Raw genomic sequence first — 19290 nt, 5'->3', positions numbered from 1 at the left:
GATTGATACCCTATTCGGGTAATGGCAGAATCTAACTTTCAGCAACCATTACGAAAGTTAGTATTATGAAACCGTTTATTACAGAAGCCCAATTAGCACTCTTTAAATATCAAGCAGGCGGAAAATATTTTAATTGCCCAATGTCATATATAGCTCAGCAGGAGTTTGTAGAGTTTTCTAAAATTAATCGTTCTATTAAATTTAACATTATTGAATATTTCGATTTTCTTTATCATAGAAAACTTAATGAAGAGGTTTGGGAAATTGTTTTTGATGATGATTCTTCTCTTTTAATAAGGGAATTTTACAAAAATGACAAAAAATTCTTTGAGTTCAAAGTCGGTAATAGCGATCGTATCTATAATCTTAGTTCTATATTTTCCGATTGAATCATTTGCTGCTAGAAAAGTTTCTAAAATTCCGGGTACTGATTCAGTTAATTTGGTATGGGATAGCGATAAAGATTTAGTTAAAAACTTTAGGAGAGAAGGTAATAACTATGCTTTTAAATCAAATATTAGAACCATTTTAGAACATTCGCCAACTGGTGCAACGCGTGCTGGCGTACCTACAATTTTTGAAGCTTCAGTCTCCCGAAAAGCCGTACTATCAGGCGCATTTCGCCTTGTAAAAGCAGGTGCAAAACTTGCTTTAAAAGCTGCTCCATACGTTGGAGCTGCATCATATGCATATGATGCCTATCAACTCGTAAATCCTACATTAGAATCAGCAGGTTATCATTATTCTGCAAATGCCGATACATATCTTAAAGTTTATGATAATGCGCTTTGTTTAGGTAAATTTATGAGTCAACCCGGTTATTACTCCTGTGTTGGCGTAGATTCTTCCGTAATGCTTGCTCTTTCAAAGGGGGGAAAATCAGCAAAAGATGCTCAAACCCTCCTAACAATGCAAGTTCAATCCGACTATGAAAAAATTCATAAAGGTTTAATGGATCAATATTTCGGGGATGAATATGCTAGAACGTCTCCAAAATGTAGATGGAATGGCTGGGGGGTTAGTTGCCATATTCAAACCTTATCAATTGCATATGGTTTTATAAAAAATTACAGCGAAGAACTTACTCCCGATAAGTTTTTAGAAATTGCTACAAATACAATAGATTCAAATCCTACCCCTTTTGTTGAAGGAACTGGCAAACCTGAATATAAAGAAAATATCAAAGTTCCTGCCGGTACAGTCGTAACCATTGGCCCTGTAACCCCTGAAAACGGTAAGCCGGTGCAAATTACCATAACTTTCGGTCAAGATTCAAACGGCAATACAACGGCAAATGTTTCAACAACTCAACGACCTGATCTTGATCCAGGTAGCCCAGAAGCACCTAAATCTAAACCTGACGGTAATCCCGACAGTAATCCCGATGGAAAGCCCGATAAAAAACCTGACGGTAATCCCGATGATAAGCCTGATAAACGTCCAGATGATAAACCTGATCCGGATGATGATCCATCTGATAAAGATAAAAGAAAAGAAGATAAAAAAGATGATAAGAAAGAAGAATCAAAAGGCTTACTTTGTGATTTTTTTCCAGACATTTTAGCCTGTGACAAAATGGGCAAACCTGAAAAAGGTATGTTTGATGATATTAAAATTCCACAGGTAACTGATGAAAAAACGTGGGATAGTGACAATTTCTTGCCGCCAAATGGCGTTTGTCCTCAACCCAAAAGTTTCAACATTTGGGGAAGACCGGTACAAATAAGTTATGAACCGCTCTGCGTTTTCATGGAAAAAGTTCGTTTTGCCGTTCTACTTGGATTCATTATTATGTCTGCCTTTATCGTTTTCGGCTCTTTGAGAAAGGGATAATATGCCGCTGCTCGCCGGATTGATTCCTCTTTTAGGAATCCTGTTAAAAATGCTCATTGTCAGAATAATTATTGCTACTGGCATGACGTTTGTGACATATGCAGGCTATATGATTGCGCTAAACAAATTTAAGGATTACACCCTAAATGCCATAAATTCCATGTCGTCTGATATTCTTAATTTACTTTTAATCGGTGGTTTTGGCCAAGGTCTCGGTTATTTATTCGGTGCATTCAGTTTTTATATTGGAATGAATACATTAAGTAAATTAACTTTTGTTATGCCAAGGTAGCCTTATGATTTATTTGTTTACAGGAAACATGGGTACGGGCAAGACTTCGCGCGTCGTGTCCATGATTCTGAACAATGAAGACGGTTTGTTCAAAATGAAACTAGAAGATGGTACTGAAGTAGATCGCCCGCTCTATTTCTGCCATATTGACGGTTTGGATAAACGCAAATTCAATGCCCATGAACTCACTGAAGAAGAAATCATGTCTGCACCGTTGCGCGATATTATTCCGCAAGGCGCCGTCTTGATTGTAGATGAAGCACACTATACCTATCCTGTTCGCGCTGCCGGTCGTCCTGTTCCGCCCTATATCCAAGAATTAACTGAACTCCGCCATCACGGCCATACAGTTATTTTGATGACACAGCATCCAAGTCAGCTTGATGTATTTGTGCGTAATCTTGTGTCAAAACATACACATCTTGAACGAAAAGCCGTGGGGATGAAGCAGTATTCTTGGTATAAATGTGTAACAAGTTTGGATAATCCCGCCGGTGTCAGCGGTGTTGAATCAGCTAGTTGGAAACCGCCTAAAGATGCCTTTAAGTATTACAAATCATCCAGCCAGCATCAGAAGTTTAAAAAGAACATTCCGCTTGCTGTTTGGGCTTTGATAGGTATATTTGCTTTCATGGCTTGGAAAGGTTTCAACGTCTATCAGATTTATAAACAAGGTAGCGGCCAATCTGAAGTAGTTCAATCTGTTTCTGATTCGTCTGCAAGTGAACCGCAGGCAATTACAGAAACTGACCAATTCAAAAGTACACAAGATATAAATTCAAATCTTAAGCCTGAAGATTTTGTACCTACTCTAGCCGAAAAACCTGAAAGCAAGCCCATTTATGACAATGTAAGACAAGTTAAAACCTTTGAATACATCGCCGGTTGCGTTGAAGGTGGTAATAGTGGCTGTACTTGTTATAGCGTTCAAGGAACACCGCTTAAAGAAATCACTAAGGCAATGTGCAAAGATTATGTCAAAAATGGCTTGCCTTTCAATCCGTATAAGGACGAACAACAACAGGCAGCACAACAGTCACAAACGGCACCGCAGACAGCCTACACGCCTGAAAATGGACAAGTTCTTACAATGGGCGGTAAAAGCCCTAAAAACCTGATGTATGATGGTTATGTCGAAGCAGGAGAAACAACCGGATTCCAAAACGGTGCAAAGGTCGGCAGTTAAGAGATATTTATTTAATTGTTGATGTAGCCTAAGCGGAATCAACGGTTAAATAAATATCAACGGGGTGCGGGAACTCCCGCCTTTTTGAAATTGGGTAAATTAAATTGAAACCTGTAAATCGTTTTATTTGAGGCGGTTTACAGGTTTTTGTTTAAGCGCAAAACAAAAGCCTGGGCGGTTTAGACAGTATAACGGCCAAAGTTAAAAACTGACGAAAAGAAATGTCGAACCGTCCAATTACCTTAAAGATTGAATATCATCATAGCCATTTTAGGCTGAATAGATAAGGAAAATGAAAAATGAATGTAATAGGGTTGGACGTGTCGAAAGACACGATAGATGCAACGTTGATTACAACTAAAGGAAGCAAAGACTATATAAAAATATCCAATAATATACAAGGATTTGAGAATCTGATTAATTGGATAAAAACAAAACGAATTAGAAAAATTGCCATAAGCATGGAAGCAACAGGCATTTACTACGAACAGGTGGCAGAATATTTGAGCGCACTATATACCGTTTATGTTATTAATCCCTTAAAAATCAAAGAATACGCAAAAAGTCAGTTCAGCAATACCAAAACAGACAAAGCAGATTCAAAACTTATTGCCGAATTTGCAAACCGACACTTAGACAAACTGACACCGTTTAGGCCGTCTGAAAATCCCATACTCTATAAGCTGGTTAATCTGCTGCAACAACTAAAAGAACAGCAAAAAGAAACACAAAACAGGTTGCATACCGCAAAAGACATATACATAAAATCAACCCATGAAGCAATCATAGAACTGCTTGAAGAAAAAATAGATCAGACATCAAAGCGGATAGAAGGCATGATAAAGCAGAAAGAAAGTCTAAATATCGAATATCAAAACCTGCAAACCATACCGGCAATAGGAAAAGAAACCGCAGTGATACTACTAAGACACCTGACAGATAAAAATTTTGAAACAGCGAATAAATTTGTAGCCTTTGCCGGTCTAAGTCCAAAAATTGAACAATCAGGGACAAGTGTCAATAAAAAAGGCCGATTGAGCCGATACGGACACCGCCAATTAAAACGCGCCTTGTTTATGCCTGCCCTTGTTGCCTACCGCATGAATGCATTTCCTCAACTTGTAAGCAATTTGGAAGCGGCAAAAAAGCCTAAGATGATAATCATCGTTGCACTAATGCGGAAATTGGCGAAAATCGCCTTTTATATACACAAGACTAAAAAGCCGTTTGATAAAGCGCGACATCAGACGGTTTAACGAATTTATACAAAACAAAACGGCTGTAAAACAGCCGTTCTTTGTCGTTTCTGTTGGAAATGCAATAACTAAATACCAATTAAAAACAGAAACATATGAAATTAACTTATTTTAATAATTGACAGGTCAATATATCATCTTTTCGATATGGAACACATTTTTGTTTCTATATGTATGGTTATGCAACATCAACAAACATACGCAAAAAACCGTCAATCCCAAAAAAGCATATGCGTTTTGTGTTAAAGTAAACATTATTTATCGGCTGTTTTGCGTCTAGGCCGTCTGAAAGGTTTTCTGTTATGAACTTTTTCCGCAAGACTGTTTTATTTTTAGTCGTCCTCTCCATATTTGCCGCCTGCGGCTCCTTTATTTCCCAATACGTTTTGGGCATGAACCCGTGCGTATTGTGCATCCTGCAACGCTTGTGCGTATTGGCTGTCGGGCTGTTGGCCATTGTTACGGCATTCAGTTCTCAATCTTCCAAATTTGCCCGCTCACTCTCGGCATTGTTGATTGCCGCTCCGGCCGTTTACGGCGCAGGTGTCGCCGCCTATCAAATTTGGCTGCAAAGCCTGCCGCCCGGCACCGCCCCTTCTTGCGGCGCACCTTGGACTTTCCGCCTGCGCGACTGGCCTTTGTTCGATTGGTTTGAACCCATCGTCCGCGGCTTCGGCAACTGCGCCGAACCGGACTATCTATTCGGCGTCGCCCTGCCGGTGTGGAGTATTTTGTATTTCAGCTTTGTGGTATTGCTGCTGCTTTGGGCTTGGTTGAAAACCAGAAAAATCTGATTGGTTTCGATATAAAAAGGCCGTCTGAAATTTCAGACGGCCTTTTATTCTTTAAACTGTTCAGTCCAAATCCAACACGGCAGAAGTGTAAACGTCTTGTACGTCGTCCAAATCTTCCAATGCGTCAATCAGTTTTTGCATCTTAACCGCATCTTCGCCGCTCAACTCAGTTTCGTTTTGGGTGCGCATGGTAACGTCGCCGTCAACAGATTTGTAGCCTGCGGCTTCCAAAGCCGATTTCACACCGGCCCAGTCGTTCGGCGCGGTAACCACTTCGATGGAACCGTCGTCGTTGGTGATCACATCTTCCGCACCGGCTTCCAAAGCCGCTTCCATCAGTGCATCTTCGTCAACGCCCGGTTCAAACACCAAATAGCCTTGATGAACGAAGTTGAACGCTACGCAACCGTCGGTACCCAAGTTGCCGCCGTTTTTAGTGAACGCATGGCGCACATCGGCAACGGTACGGGTTTTGTTGTCGGTCAGGCAGTCTACCATCAAAGCCGCGCCGCCGATGCCGTAGCCTTCGTAACGCAACTCGATGTATTCCACGCCTTCCAGATTGCCCGTACCTTTGTCGATCGCACGTTGCACGTTGTCTTTAGGCATATTGTTTTCAGCGGCTTTTTCCAAAGCCAGGCGCAGGCGCGGGTTTGCGCCGGGGTCGCCGCCGCCCATGCGGGCAGCAACGGTAATTTCTTTAATCAGACGGGTGAAGATTTTGCCGCGTTTGGCATCTTGTCGGGCTTTTTTGTGTTGGATATTTGCCCACTTACTATGGCCTGCCATGTTGATTCCTTTCGTTTTTTCACGCGCTGAGGCGGAATTTGCTTCATTTGTAAGGCGTGCATTTTATCATAAGTTAGCTTTAGCCAAAATATTCAGACGGCCCAAACATTTGCAAAAACAGGCCGTCTGAAAACAAAGAAACCTTTTTTAAATAAAGAAGCATATTTGCGGCAAACCTTTGTCAGTTTTTCGTTTAAATTCACGAAGGTTTACGGTATGATGACAAAACCGGTAAAAATTGTTAACAACTTAACCGGTATCGAATGGCAAAACGGCCTGCTCGCCGATGTTGCCATACCCGAAAAATGAGTGGGAGTAGTTACCCGTATCATTTTATTTTTATTGTTTTTATTAAAGGTTTTATTATGGAAGAAATATTGTCTGCTCTGGTGGGTGCAGTCAATCAGGTTCTTTGGGACTACCTGCTGATTTATGCCTTAATCGGTATCGGCCTGTTTTTTACCCTGTACTTGGGCGCGCCGCAAGTGACCAAATTGGGGGTGGGTTTCAAATCCGTTTTCGGCGGCTTGTTCAGCAAAAAAGACAAAGACCATGAAGGCAAATCCCTGTCTCAATTTCAAGCGCTTGCCGTGGCGATTTCCGCGCAAATCGGTACCGGCAACGTTGCCGGTGTCGCCACTGCGATTACTGCCGGCGGTCCGGGTGCCATCTTTTGGATGTGGCTGTCTGCCATTTTGGGTATGTCCACCATTTTTGCAGAAGCCGTTTTGGCGCAAAAATACCGCGTGGTCAGCCACGGTAAATACATTGGCGGCCCTGCGTTTTACATTACGCACGGCCTGACTCCGAAAATCGGCCGTGGCGCGGCGCGTTTCCTGTCCGGCTTTTTCTCCATCGCCTTGATTATCGCGCTGGGTTTCATCGGTAACGCGACCCAATCCAACTCCATCGCTTCGGCCATGAATTTGGCTTTCGATATTCCTCCGATGGCTGTCGGCATTGCTTTGGCGGTATTCGCCGGCCTTATCATCATCGGCGGCATCAACCGCATTGCCGGTATCGCGCAATTTGTTGTGCCGTTTATGGCGGTAATTTACATCTTGTGTGCCGTGATTATTTTGTTCAAATTCTCCGACCACATCATCCCGATGTTCCACAATATCTTTGTCGCCGCCTTCAATCCTGAAGCCGTATTGGGCGGTGCGGCCGGTATCGGTATGCGCGAGGCAGTCCGCTTCGGTGTGGCACGCGGCCTGTTTTCCAATGAAGCCGGTATGGGTTCGACCCCGCACGCTCATGCGACCGCCAACGTCAAACACCCTGTGCAACAAGGTATGGCCGCGTTTATTGGTATCTTTATCGATACGCTGATGGTCTGCACGGCAACCGCGCTGATTATTCTGATGACCGATGCCAACCTGTCCGGCGAAACCGGCGCGGCAGTTACCCAACTGGCGTTTAACAAAGCCTTCCCGGGTTTCGGTTCGCAACTGCTTGCCGTCTGTCTGACCTTCTTCGCCTTTACCACCATCATCGGCTGGTACTACTTCGGCGAATCCAATATCCGCTTCCTGTTCCGCGGCAAACATTTGGGCATCTACCGCGCACTGGTTTTGGTGGCCATCGTATTGGGTACATTGGGCAAAGTGGATTTGGTTTGGAGCATGTCCGATATGTTCAACGGCTTCATGGTCTTGCCGAACTTAATCGCCCTCTTCCTGCTGCGTAAGGAAATCCGTGCGGTTTACGATGATTATCTGGCACAAACCAAAGCCGGAAAAGAGCTGACCTACAACTATGAATTCCACGAATTCCACGACAAAAACCCAGGTTGACGACAAACAAAAACCTCTCAGTCAAACTGAGAGGTTTTTTATTTCAGGCCGTCTGAAACTACAATACATAAAAATAAATGCTGATAAATTGCGTCAAACTGCCTGCCAAGACAAACAAGTGCCAGATACCGTGGCCGTGGCAGATTTTCGTATCGTTGATAAACCAATAAATCCCCGCGCTATACAATACGCCACCCAACACCAGCCAAAATAATCCACCGGCCGAAAGCGACTGTATCAGCGGCCATACCGCCACCACAATCAGCCAGCCCATCAACACATAAATCACCATCGACAACAGCCGCTTCTCGCTTTTGCGCCCGATCGTCAGCTCCTGAACAATGCCCAGCAAAGCCAGTCCCCACGACACGCCGAAAAGCGACCAGCCCCAACCACCCTGCAGAGTAATCAGCGTAAACGGCGTATAGCTGCCTGCAATTAAAAGATAAATCATGCAATGATCGACCTTTTGCAAAATCGCCTTGGCCTTCGGCTGCGGAATACTGTGGTATAAGGTTGAGCCCAAATACAGAAGCAGCAGGCAGACTCCATAAGTCAATGCACCGGCAATCCGATAGCCGTCCGCCGATTCGACCGCCTTTACCAGCATCAGCACCAATGCCACCACTGCCAATAAGAAACCGACCAAATGGCTGTACGCATTAAATCTCTCGCCGTGATACATAAACCATTCTCATTTATGAAAAACCAAAGTGTACGCCAAGACAAGCGCTTCGTCAGAGAAATCGGTTTAAAAATAAGTTAAAGCGCAAAGGCCGTCTGAAAAATACGGCCTTGCAATATAACAAAAACATCTTTGCAACAAACAAACCATTCTTTCCCTTTTTCAGACGGCTCCTATATATTTCAAACCCGAACAACACGGCAAAGCCATCCGCCGCTGCCGTGTTGTTTGCTTTATTATTCTTGCAAATATCATTTAACAACAAAAGCTTAATTAAAAATCCTAACAAAGCGACAAACAATAAAACATAAACAAACATGGTATAATAAACGCTTACAGGCAGAGATTTAAACAAAAGTCTCAGGCCGTCTGAAGGAGGAGAAACATGAATCGACGCGTTTATATCGTACATGGCTTTGAAGGCAATCCGCACGGCAACTGGTTTGACTGGCTTTGCGCCCAAGTCAAAAGCACCGGCGCACAAGCAATTTCCCTCGCCATGCCCAATCCCGACAAACCAAGCACGACCGCGTGGCAGTTTACCCTTGACCAGCACATCGGCAAGCCTGATGCCCATACCTTCCTAGTCGGCCACAGTCTCGGCTGCATTACCCTCCTTCACTTCCTCAGCCGCCAACAGCCGCAAAAAATCGGCGGTCTGTTGCTTGCCGCCGGTTTTGCCGATACGCTGCCGCCCCTGCCCGCGCTTGATGCCTACATTAAAGCAGCATCCCCCGATTTCGACATCCTGCGCAAAATCGATATGCCCAAACACTGCCTGGTTTCCGACAACGACACCCATGTTCCGCCCGAACTGACTTTGGACATGGCGGCCAAACTCAAAAGCCCTGTTACCCATATCCCCGAAGGCGGCCATTTGATGGCTTCGGACGGCTTTACCCAACTGCCGCAGGCTTGGGAAGCTCTGAAACCCATGTTGACCGAATAAATACACACTCTAATCCTGTTTTCAGACGGCCTGTCTATCTTCCCTTCCTATAACAGGCCGTCTGAACGACAATAAAAAACAACCTGCCCTTTCAAGCAGGTTGTTTCTTTTTATGCCTCATTGACGGCAAATCTAATATTGTACCGTCCATTCAATCTCGCCGCCGGCCCTCATCGGTACAAGCTCGCCATCGCCGTAAGGTACGCTGGCAGGAACGGTTTGAGATTGTTTGATCAATGTGATGGTATCGGAATTTTCAGGCAGACCGTAGAAACGTGGGCCGTTTTTAGAAGCAAAGGCTTCCAGTTTATCCAACGCGCCTGCTTTCTCAAACACTTCGGCATAAAGCTCGATGGCGGTCATCGCGCTGAACATACCGGCGCAACCGCAAGCATTTTCTTTGGCAGTTTTGGCATGTGGCGCAGAGTCCGTGCCGAGGAAAAATTTGTGCGCCTTATCGCCGGTAACGGCGGCAACCAAAGCCTGACGGTGGGTTTCGCGTTTGAGTACGGGCAGGCAGAAATGATGCGGACGCACGCCGCCGACCAAAAGGTCATTGCGGTTGAGCAGCAAGTGTTGCGGCGTCACGGACGCGGCCACATTATCGCCTGCTTCCAATACCAGTCGGGCAGCCTCGGCAGTGGTGATGTGTTCAAACACGACTTTGAGGTTGGGCACTTGCGCCAAAACCGGTTTCATCACGCGCTCGATAAAGGCGGCTTCGCGGTCGAAAATATCGATTTCTGAATCAGTCACTTCGCCGTGAACCAAGAACAAAATGCCCTGTTTCGCCATTTCTTCCAACACGGGAATCAGTTTGAACAAGTCGGTCACGCCGGAATCGGAATTGGTGGTCGCACCGGCAGGATAAAGTTTGAAAGCCACAATACCGGCAGCCTTGGCTTCACGCACGAGTTCGGGAGTAGCGTTGTCGGTCAAATAAAGCGTCATCAACGGCTGGAAGGTGCTGCCTTCTGGCAGGGCGGCCATAATGCGCTCTTTGTATGCTTGGGCATCGGCAACGCTGACGACGGGCGGCTTCAGGTTGGGCATGATAACCGCGCGGCCCATTTGTCGGGCGGTGTACGGGGCAACGGCTTTGAGCGCGTCACCGTCGCGCAGGTGTAAGTGCATATCGTCGGGGCGGATGATGGTCAGGGTTTGCATAGCTTACTTTCGAGTGGTTTGGTTTGATAATGTTTCAGACGGCCTTTATTCGGCGGTAACGGTTTCTATTAATTTAATGTTTCAATCGTCAACCGGCCTAAGGCAAAACGGCGGCCTTATTGTCGTAAGAATGATGGGTCAAATAAAAAACAGCCTGTACCGGAAAATGCTCGGACGACGTTGTTTTAACGGTCAGCAAGGTTTCTTTCGGACTGCCGGACGCGCGCCATGCGTAGGAAATCTGACGCATAGGCAACGGGGTTTCCGCCAAATTATCGGCACGCAATTCAGCGTTCAAACCTTGCGGCGGATTTTCTGCCAAAGCCAAAAATTGTTTGAAAATCAGATGGTCGTCGGCTTTAGCCGTGCGTACGCTGCAACTGTCTTCAGTCAGGCTCAAATAATAATCTGCACCGTTTTCCGTTTTCTTCCAAATACTTAATGCCTCAAAATCCATTATTCCGGCAGGCAAATCGGCAATATCCTTTTTCGACAATAAAACCAGTTTGTTGGCATTGGCAAACTCGCCGACAAGGGCAGCATCGCCGTCTGCGGCCACGCAGCTTTGGCGGAACAAGTCGGTTACATTTTGGGCATAATCGGCAGCGTTCTGCGGCGAAACACCTTCATTGCCGCATGCACTCAGGCAGACAGCCAATACAGCAGCAGACAACGCGACGGCTTTAGACATTTCAGACGGCCTTTATTTGTGCTTCAACACCAGCTTGAACACGCCGTCGGCTTCGCTCGATTCCAACAAAACATGTCCGGTCTGACGGCAAAACGCTTCAAAATCGCCGGGCGCGCCGCCATCGGTGGCCAATACGGTCAGCACTTCGCCCTCCTGCATTTGCGCCAAAGCTTTTTTGGCACGCAAAATCGGCAACGGGCATTTCAAACCGATGACATCCAGAGTTTGTGTATTCATGATGAAAACTCGTCATATTAATCAGAATTAACGTCAATTATACCGCACTTACTTGCACCCCACCCTGCAAGCCCATAAAATAAAGCCGTTTTTCACTTTGGAGCTGTCTATGCGCCGTTTTGCCCTTCTCGCTCTCAGCCTTGCCGCGACTCAAGTATTTGCTTTGGGTTTCAGCCAAAAGGATACGCTGACCAACACGCGTTATCAGGAAAGCCCTGAAGAAGTTGCCGCACGCGAATTTAAAGAACACAAAGCCGAGTTGCCGCCCCTGCCCGATACCCAATCGGGCGATTGGTTCGACCTCTATGTCAACGAAACCTACGGCAAGCAGCCCAAAATCCTGCTCAGCAGCCTGCAAATTATGCCTGCGCCGGACAACAGCATCCGCTACGTCTTGAATGTGCGCTCCGACAAAGGCTACGACAACCTCTCCGTCGAAGGCCTCTATTGCGCCCGCACGTCCTTTACTTACAGCAACGACAAGCGTTCGTCTTACAAAGTATTCGCTTACGGCGACACAGTAAACCACCGCTGGATCGAGCCGCGTAAAGGCGATTGGAAGCTGATCGGCAATGCGTTCAGCCGCAACGACGCCCTGCACACTGCCCTGTATCAGGCATTCTGTATCGACGGCATGCCGACAACGGTCGAAGGCTTGGTACAACGTTTGAAAGAACGCGGCGGCCGTCACGGCACAACGCTGACCAACCACGACAAATAAACCGCTTTAATCAAGAAAAAGGCCGTCTGAACTTTTTCAGACGGCCTTGTCTTTAGAGACGGCTTAGAATTTGTGATACAGGCCCACAGAAGCGGCTTTTTGCTCAACGCCGCCTTTGTTGGCTGCAGTCAGACGGGTTTTGTTGCCGACTTTCAGATACGCCAGTTGGGCATTGACGCCGGTGCGTTTGCTGAAGATGTATTGGCCGCCGACAACGACTTGCTCGAATTTATCCACCAATTTCTCGCCGCTGTTCACGCCCTTGGCAGGCCAGCCGTGTGCGTAAGTAATGCGTGGGGTGACATTACCCAATTTGTAGCCGACTGTTACCGCTGCATCAACCACTTTCACGGCTTCCTCTTTGCCTAAGTCGGTAGTGATGTCACTACCCTTGTACTTATTAAAACCATCGGTGAAATAGCCTAAATATTGGTTGGCTGTCTCATGGCCTTTGGCATAGTGTACGCCGCCGCCGACAAAGAGATTGTCTTTGTTGTAGTAAGTTTCGACTTTGGCGATTTGCGCTGCTTTGAATTTGCCGGAATTGTCGGTGTACGCGCCGTTGTAGTGGCCGTAAGCCGCATTGGCAGTAAAGCCGTTTTTAGAGAAGCTCACGCCGCCGGTGTATTGGTCTTTGGCCGCTTCGGTGTGCGTGTATTTGTCTGAAGGATTGCGGTTGTCGCGCGGTGCGTAAGACACGTTGAATTTGAATCCGCCGAAATCCGGGCTGTCGTAGCGTACAGCGGCGTTACGGTTGCCGGTACGGGTAAAGATGCCCAAACCTGCGGCATTGGTTTTGTACATCCATGGATCGATGGTGTCCATTTCGTTCAGCATATTGCTGAGTTTACCGGCACGGACTTTACCGAATTTACCTTGCAAACCGATGAAGGAATCGCGATTGGCAAAACCTTGAGAGCCGCCGGTAATGGCTGTTTTTTGTTCAACTTGCCAGATGGCTTTCAAATCGCCGCCCAAGTTCTCGCTGCCTTTAAAGCCGATACGGGAGGTATTGTCATTGATGCTGGTTGCAGTAGAACTGGTTTCAGAACCTGCGTCACCTTTGATTTTTACTTGACCAACGGTCACGCTACTTTTGATTTGACCATACAGAATCACTTCTGCAGAGGCAGCCAGCGGCAAACCGGCAATAACCAAAGCGATAATCGATTTTTTCATTATTCTCTCCAAAACAAAGTTAAAATCTCGTGAAAACACGTTTAGCGATATTAATGTTTTCCAACGCTACAAACAACTACTTTCATCTTGATAGACACTTTTATTCATTAGAGTTTAGACTTTTTACAACATTTTCAAATAAAACAGGCCGTCTGAAAGAAATTTCAGACGGCCTCTCCCATTCAAAGTCACAGCAAGGACAATTATCCCTATTATTGTAATCATTTAATCAAAAATGATTGCTTGATAAATGTTTGCCATATATCAATCCAATATTCCCAAATTTCCACTATCATTAACTTTCTTCTTATAAATAAGCCTTTTTATATCAATAGTTTATTTGGTATGAATTTTTCCTTTTACATAATATGAATAAACAGAAACCCTTATGTTGAACAAACATCTCTTTTTATCTTTGCTAATAGCTGTCTCTACTACAACGGTATCCGCCGAAACCATCATGCACATTGGTCTTACACAGGTGAAAACGGTGCTGCATACTGGGGCGATTTGAGTGAAGACTTTGCTGTCTGCAAAACAGGCACTTCCATACGCCGAGCGAACATACTTTCAAAGGCAAACATTTCCCAATGGAAGCGCATTTCGTCCATCAAGCCGAAGACGGTACTTTGGCAGTAATCGGCTCTGTATTTAAACCGGGCAAAAATAATCCTGCCTTATCCGCACTCACAGCCAAAAAACCGAAAGCAGGCGAATCCGTAACCTTGAAAAACTTGAATATCCAAGCCCTGCTGCCTAAAGATAGCAAGTCCTTCCAACTGAAAGGCTCGCTGACAACGCCGCCTTGCAGCGAAAACGTTACTTGGGTTGTCTTAAAAACTCCGGTTCAGGCAGATGCGGCGCAGTTTAAAGCCATGCGCGACATTATCGGCGGCGAAAACAACCGTCCCGTACAACCTTTGAACGACCGCGAAGTCAATGAAGTCAAATAACTTCTAAGGCCGTCTGAAAACAAAAAAGCACCCGGAAACGGGTGCTTTTTCAATCACATCAATCAGGCTTTTTTGTTACCCAACGCGGCTTTCACAAACGCGCTGAACAAAGGATGGCCTTTGCGCGGATTGGAAGTAAATTCCGGATGGAACTGACACGCGAAGAACCAAGGATGATTTGGCAGCTCGATGGTTTCGACCAAACGTTCGCGTCCGGCAGATACGCCGCCGATAACCAAGCCTGCTTTTTCCAACTGAGGAACGTAGTTGTTGTTGACTTCGTAGCGGTGGCGATGACGTTCGCGGATATGTTCGCTACCGTAGATTTTTGCCGCAAGGCTGCCCGGTTTGAGATCAACTTCTTGCGCACCCAAACGCATGGTACCGCCCAAATCGGCAGATTCGTCACGGGTTTCTACGCTGCCGTCGGCAGTTTGCCATTCGTCAATCAGGGCAACGACAGGCGCGGCGCATTTCAAGTCAAACTCGGTAGAGTTCGCACCCTTCAAGCCTGCAACATCGCGGGCGTATTCGATCAGGGCGATTTGCATGCCCAAGCAGATACCCAAGTATGGTACGTTGTTTTCACGCGCATAGCGTACGGCGGCAATTTTGCCTTCCACGCCGCGTGAACCGAAGCCGCCCGGCACCAAAATCGCGTCCATGCCTTTGAGCATGGAAACATCGCCATTGCCCTTCTCGATGCTTTCGCTGTCGACAAAGGTAATTTGTACATCGGTTTCAGTGTGAATACCCGCGTGTTTCAGGGCTTCGATCAATGATTTGTAGGACTCGGTCAAATCAACGTATTTGCCGACCATCGCGATTTTGACGGTATGTTTCGGATTTTGAATCGCGTGAACGATTTTCTTCCATTCGGTCAAATCGGCTTGTTTGACATTCAGTTGGAGCTGCTCGGTGATAATGCTGTCGATGCCTTGGTTATGCAGCATTTCAGGGCATTCGTAAATACTGTCCACATCGTAGCTGCCCACGATGGCACGTTCTTCAACGTTACAGAACAATGCAATCTTACGGCGCTCGTCCGCAGGCATTTCTCTGTCCATACGGCAGATCAGGATGTCCGGTTGCAAACCGATGCTCAACATTTCTTTGACGGTATGTTGGGTCGGTTTGGTTTTAATTTCACCGGCAGCGGCAATGTAAGGCACATAGCTCAGGTGGGCAAACAATGTATTGTTGCGACCGAGCTGGCTGCGCATTTGGCGGATGGCTTCCAAGAAAGGCAAAGATTCGATATCGCCGACCGTGCCGCCAATTTCGACAATCGCCACATCGTAACCTGCCGCGCCTTCGTGGATGCGGCGTTTGATTTCGTCGGTAATGTGCGGGATGACTTGAACCGTGCCGCCGAGGTAGTCGCCCCGTCGTTCTTTGGCGATGACGTTTTCGTACACCTGCCCCGTGCTGAAGCTGTTGCGGCGGGTCATCGTGGAATCGATAAACCGTTCGTAGTGTCCCAAGTCGAGGTCGGTTTCCGCGCCGTCGTCGGTTACGAACACTTCGCCGTGTTGAAACGGGCTCATGGTACCCGGGTCAACGTTGATATACGGGTCGAGCTTAAGCATGGTCACGTTCAAGCCACGCGACTCGAGAATAGTAGCAATAGAAGCGGCGGCGATACCTTTACCCAAAGAAGATACAACGCCGCCGGTTACGAAAATAAATTTAGTCATGATGTGATACCCATGTTGGAATGTGTGATTTTAACTTGAAGCAGCATATTCTGGCAAACGGCAAAAGTTTCAGGCCGTCTGAAAATAGCGTTTTCAGACGGCCTTATCATACTGATTCTATATATCAGCGCAGCTCGCGGCGCAGGATTTTGCCAACGTTGGATTTTGGCAACTCGTCGCGGAACTCGATGTCTTTCGGCACTTTGTAAGCCGTCAGTTCTTTGCGGCAGAAATCGATCAGCTCTTCCTTGGTCAAAGACGGATCTTTACGTACAACAAAGACCTTAATCGCTTCGCCGGTTTTCTCACTTTTTACGCCAATACAGGCGACTTCCAAGACTTTGTCGCTGCCGGCCACCACTTCTTCGATTTCGTTCGGATACACATTAAAACCGGATACCACAATCAAATCTTTTTTGCGGTCAACCAGCTTCAACCAGCCTTTTTCATCCATCACGGCAATGTCGCCGGTCTCCAAAAAGCCGCGCGCATCGATTGCTTTGGCGGTTTCTTCCGGACGGTTCCAATAGCCTTTCATCACTTGCGGGCCGCGCACCCACAATTCACCCGGTTGTCCGATCGGTACTTCCTTACCGTCCGCATCGCGCAATTCGACTTCGGTGGAAGGAACGGGCAATCCGATGCCGCCGCTGTATGATTCGATGTTTAAGGGGTTGCAGCAGACGCCGGGGCTGGCTTCGGTCAGACCGTAGGCTTCGACAATAGGCGTGCCGGTAATTTTTTTCCATTTTTCGGCAACGGCTTTTTGCGTTGCCATACCGCCGCCCAAAGTCAGCTTCAAACGGGAAAAATCAACTTCGGCGAAATCCGGACGGTTGACCATCGCATTAAACAGAGTATTCACACCAATAAACACGCTAATCGGCTCTTTTTTCAATTCACCGATAAATCCTTTCATGTCACGCGGATTGGTAATCAAGATGATTTTAGAACCAATATTAGCGAAAATCATCAGGTTTACCGTCAAGGCAAAGATGTGGTAAAGCGGCAGCGCGGCGATGACAGTTTCTTTGCCTTCGTGCAGGCTGTTTTTAATCCATTCTTTTGCCTGCAACATATTGGCGCAGATATTGCCGTGACTGAGGACGGCGCCTTTTGCCAAACCGGTCGTACCGCCTGTATATTGCAGCAAGGCAGTATCGTCGCGCGTCAACTCGACCGGTTTGAACGTATTGGCCGCACCTTGCTTCAAGGCCGTCTGAAAAGTGATGGTATTGGGAATGCGGTATTCCGGCACCATTTTTTTCACTTTGCGGATGACGAAGTTCATCAACGCGCCTTTAATCATGCCGAACATTTCGCCAACCGACGCGACAATCACATGTTTGATTTGCGTACGCGGCAACACCAACTCCAACGTATTGGCAAAGTTCTCCAACACGACAATCGTTGTCGCACCGCTGTCTTTCAACTGATGCTCCAACTCGCGCGGCGTATAAAGCGGATTGGTATTCACTGCCACCAAACCTGCCTGCAGAATACCGAAAAGCGCAATCGGATACTGCAAAACGTTCGGCATCATAATCGCCACGCGCTCACCTCGCGGCAGTTTCAATACGTTTTGCAGGTAAGACGCAAAATCGGTCGCCAACTTGCCCACTTCGGCATAAGTCAGCGTTTTACCCATGTTTTGAAAAGCAGGTTTATCCGAAAATTTCTCGACACTTTGACGGAATACGTCGCTGATGGAGCTGTATTGAGAGATATCGATTTCAGGGTTTACACCTTGTTCGTAGCTATTGAGCCAGAGTTTTTCCATATTGTTCAGTCTTTTATTGAGTCGTTTTTTGGAATCGAGGCCGTCTGAAGGCTTTATTCAATCTGCCACTTCGTTTTCAGACGGCCCTTTTATTAAGCAATAATAATGACAGGCTTGTCGGTGGACATGATGATACCGCCGCCCAAGCACACATCGCCGTCGTACAGTACCGCAGATTGTCCGGGGGTTACCGCCCATTGTGGCTCGTCAAAGACAAGCTCGATGTTTTCATCATCCAAGTAACGCAACGTACAAGGCGCGTCGGCCATACGGTAGCGCGTTTTGCAGGTATAGCGTCCTTCTGTCGGACGTTCGGGCAATGTGAAACTCAAATCGTTCATAATCAGGCTTTGCGTATAAAGCAAAGGATGGTCATGGCCTTGTACGACAATCAGTTCGTTTTTGGTCAAATCCTTGGCCGCGACAAACCATGGTTCGCCTGCGCCGCCGATACCCAAGCCTTTGCGTTGGCCCAGCGTGTAAAACATCAAGCCGACGTGTTCGCCGACTACTTTGCCTTCAGGGGTAACCATTTTGCCATTATTGGTCGGCAGGTATTTTTGCAGAAATTCGCGGAATGGGCGTTCGCCGATAAAGCAAATACCGGTACTGTCTTTTTTGGTTGCAGTCGGTAATTTGAATTCTTCGGCAAGACGGCGGACTTCAGGCTTTTCCAACTCACCCAATGGGAAAATCGCGCGCTCGAGTTGGAAAGGTTTGAGGCGGTACAGGAAATAGCTTTGGTCTTTGTTTTGATCCAAGCCTTTGAGCAGGTAATGCACGCCGTTGCGCACTTCTTTGCGGGCATAGTGTCCGGTGGCAATGGTATCGGCGCCCTGCTCTATGGCGTAGTCCAAAAAGCATTTGAATTTGATTTCGGCATTGCACAAGACATCCGGGTTTGGCGTACGGCCTGCGCTGTATTCTTTGAGGAAATAGGCAAATACGTTGTCTTTATATTGTGCGGCAAAATTGACGATGTCGATATCGATTCCGATGATATCGGCAACGGCAATGGCATCAAAAGAGTCTTGTTTGATGCTGCAATATTCGTCGTTGTCGTCATCTTCCCAGTTCTGCATGAACACGCCACTGATTTGATGGCCTTGCTGTTTGAGCAGGGCCGCGGTAACGGATGAATCGACGCCACCGGAAAGGCCGACGATGATGTTTGTTGGTGTGTTGGTAGTATTCATGAAGGGAATGTGGGTTTCAAATACATTTTTTAAAGCGTAATTTTAGCACATTTTGATTTAACGACAGAAAAGGCCGTCTGAAAGCCCAA

Annotated in this window: 19 protein-coding genes; 10 read left to right on the top strand and 9 right to left on the bottom strand. The window is 46.7% G+C overall.

Features of this window, described 5'->3' with window-relative positions:
- The first annotated feature begins 65 nt into the window (after positions 1 to 65).
- The 6 genes from FAH67_RS01905 to FAH67_RS01880 all read left to right on the top strand — a co-directional run bounded on the left by FAH67_RS01905 (position 66) and on the right by FAH67_RS01880 (position 5361).
- Complete coding sequence (locus tag FAH67_RS01905) at positions 66 to 389, top strand: DUF1132 family protein (protein WP_112890670.1); 324 nt, start codon at positions 66 to 68, stop codon at positions 387 to 389.
- Positions 313 to 1833, top strand: coding sequence for an IgG-binding virulence factor TspB family protein (locus FAH67_RS01900; protein ID WP_112890671.1), 1521 nt, complete (start codon positions 313 to 315; stop codon positions 1831 to 1833). The genes FAH67_RS01905 and FAH67_RS01900 overlap by 77 nt, the downstream gene beginning before the upstream one ends.
- 1 nt (position 1834) lies before the next feature.
- Positions 1835 to 2125 (top strand): DUF2523 domain-containing protein, encoded by a 291-nt coding sequence (locus tag FAH67_RS01895; RefSeq protein ID WP_003681097.1) that lies wholly within the window; start codon positions 1835 to 1837, stop codon positions 2123 to 2125.
- A gap of 4 nt (positions 2126 to 2129) precedes the next feature.
- A complete protein-coding gene (locus FAH67_RS01890; protein ID WP_112890672.1) occupies positions 2130 to 3311 on the top strand; it encodes a zonular occludens toxin domain-containing protein in 1182 nt (393 codons plus the stop codon).
- Between the two features lie 299 nt (positions 3312 to 3610).
- Positions 3611 to 4567, top strand: a complete 957-nt coding sequence (locus FAH67_RS01885; protein WP_112890673.1) for an IS110 family RNA-guided transposase — start codon at positions 3611 to 3613, stop codon at positions 4565 to 4567.
- 302 nt (positions 4568 to 4869) lie between these two features.
- Complete coding sequence (locus tag FAH67_RS01880; protein ID WP_039864291.1) at positions 4870 to 5361, top strand: disulfide bond formation protein B; 492 nt, start codon at positions 4870 to 4872, stop codon at positions 5359 to 5361.
- 60 nt (positions 5362 to 5421) lie between these two features.
- Here FAH67_RS01880 and FAH67_RS01870 read toward each other — a convergent pair whose 3' ends face one another.
- Entirely contained in the window at positions 5422 to 6150 is a 729-nt protein-coding gene (locus FAH67_RS01870; protein ID WP_003681907.1) for a YebC/PmpR family DNA-binding transcriptional regulator, read from the bottom strand.
- A 365-nt stretch (positions 6151 to 6515) separates the two neighbouring features.
- Here FAH67_RS01870 and FAH67_RS01865 point away from each other — a divergent pair, with 365 nt between their 5' ends.
- Complete coding sequence (locus FAH67_RS01865; protein WP_039864293.1) at positions 6516 to 7946, top strand: alanine/glycine:cation symporter family protein; 1431 nt, start codon at positions 6516 to 6518, stop codon at positions 7944 to 7946.
- 58 nt (positions 7947 to 8004) lie between these two features.
- Here the strand turns inward: FAH67_RS01865 and trhA are convergent, their stop codons facing one another.
- Complete coding sequence (gene trhA, locus FAH67_RS01860) at positions 8005 to 8631, bottom strand: PAQR family membrane homeostasis protein TrhA (protein WP_003681916.1); 627 nt, start codon at positions 8629 to 8631, stop codon at positions 8005 to 8007.
- A 385-nt stretch (positions 8632 to 9016) separates the two neighbouring features.
- Here trhA and FAH67_RS01855 point away from each other — a divergent pair, with 385 nt between their 5' ends.
- Entirely contained in the window at positions 9017 to 9580 is a 564-nt protein-coding gene (locus tag FAH67_RS01855; protein ID WP_003681918.1) for an RBBP9/YdeN family alpha/beta hydrolase, read from the top strand.
- 132 nt (positions 9581 to 9712) lie between these two features.
- Here the strand turns inward: FAH67_RS01855 and pyrC are convergent, their stop codons facing one another.
- The 3 genes from pyrC to FAH67_RS01840 form a co-directional block, all read right to left on the bottom strand.
- On the bottom strand, positions 9713 to 10747 hold the full coding sequence (pyrC, locus tag FAH67_RS01850; protein ID WP_003681922.1) for a dihydroorotase: 1035 nt from the start codon (positions 10745 to 10747) through the stop codon (positions 9713 to 9715).
- A gap of 97 nt (positions 10748 to 10844) precedes the next feature.
- Positions 10845 to 11438, bottom strand: a complete 594-nt coding sequence (locus FAH67_RS01845; protein ID WP_003681927.1) for an NMCC_0638 family (lipo)protein — start codon at positions 11436 to 11438, stop codon at positions 10845 to 10847.
- A gap of 12 nt (positions 11439 to 11450) precedes the next feature.
- Complete coding sequence (locus FAH67_RS01840) at positions 11451 to 11675, bottom strand: sulfurtransferase TusA family protein (RefSeq protein ID WP_003681929.1); 225 nt, start codon at positions 11673 to 11675, stop codon at positions 11451 to 11453.
- A gap of 109 nt (positions 11676 to 11784) precedes the next feature.
- On the opposite strand from FAH67_RS01840, the gene FAH67_RS01835 reads away from it, so the two are divergent.
- On the top strand, positions 11785 to 12396 hold the full coding sequence (locus FAH67_RS01835; RefSeq protein WP_039864296.1) for a CNP1-like family protein: 612 nt from the start codon (positions 11785 to 11787) through the stop codon (positions 12394 to 12396).
- Between the two features lie 63 nt (positions 12397 to 12459).
- On the opposite strand, the gene FAH67_RS01830 is transcribed toward FAH67_RS01835, so the two are convergent.
- A complete protein-coding gene (locus FAH67_RS01830) occupies positions 12460 to 13575 on the bottom strand; it encodes a porin (protein WP_003681933.1) in 1116 nt (371 codons plus the stop codon).
- Positions 13576 to 14165: 590 nt separating this feature from the next.
- Here FAH67_RS01830 and FAH67_RS11990 point away from each other — a divergent pair.
- The gene (locus FAH67_RS11990) at positions 14166 to 14528 is read left to right on the top strand and encodes a carbonic anhydrase family protein (RefSeq protein ID WP_244284780.1); all 363 of its coding nucleotides are present in this window, start codon (positions 14166 to 14168) and stop codon (positions 14526 to 14528) included.
- 62 nt (positions 14529 to 14590) lie between these two features.
- Here the strand turns inward: FAH67_RS11990 and FAH67_RS01815 are convergent, their stop codons facing one another.
- The 3 genes from FAH67_RS01815 to mnmA all read right to left on the bottom strand — a co-directional run bounded on the left by FAH67_RS01815 (position 14591) and on the right by mnmA (position 19201).
- On the bottom strand, positions 14591 to 16225 hold the full coding sequence (locus FAH67_RS01815; RefSeq protein ID WP_003681948.1) for a CTP synthase: 1635 nt from the start codon (positions 16223 to 16225) through the stop codon (positions 14591 to 14593).
- 124 nt (positions 16226 to 16349) lie between these two features.
- On the bottom strand, positions 16350 to 18005 hold the full coding sequence (locus FAH67_RS01810) for an AMP-binding protein (RefSeq protein ID WP_003681956.1): 1656 nt from the start codon (positions 18003 to 18005) through the stop codon (positions 16350 to 16352).
- A 92-nt stretch (positions 18006 to 18097) separates the two neighbouring features.
- Complete coding sequence (gene mnmA / locus FAH67_RS01805; RefSeq protein WP_003681958.1) at positions 18098 to 19201, bottom strand: tRNA 2-thiouridine(34) synthase MnmA; 1104 nt, start codon at positions 19199 to 19201, stop codon at positions 18098 to 18100.
- Positions 19202 to 19290 lie beyond the last annotated feature (89 nt).

Origin of the sequence: Neisseria flavescens (genome assembly GCF_005221285.1) — a bacterium.
Taxonomy (GTDB): domain Bacteria; phylum Pseudomonadota; class Gammaproteobacteria; order Burkholderiales; family Neisseriaceae; genus Neisseria; species Neisseria flavescens.
Note: the sequence above shows the minus strand (reverse complement) of the source record. Positions and strands in the feature narration are given on the sequence as shown.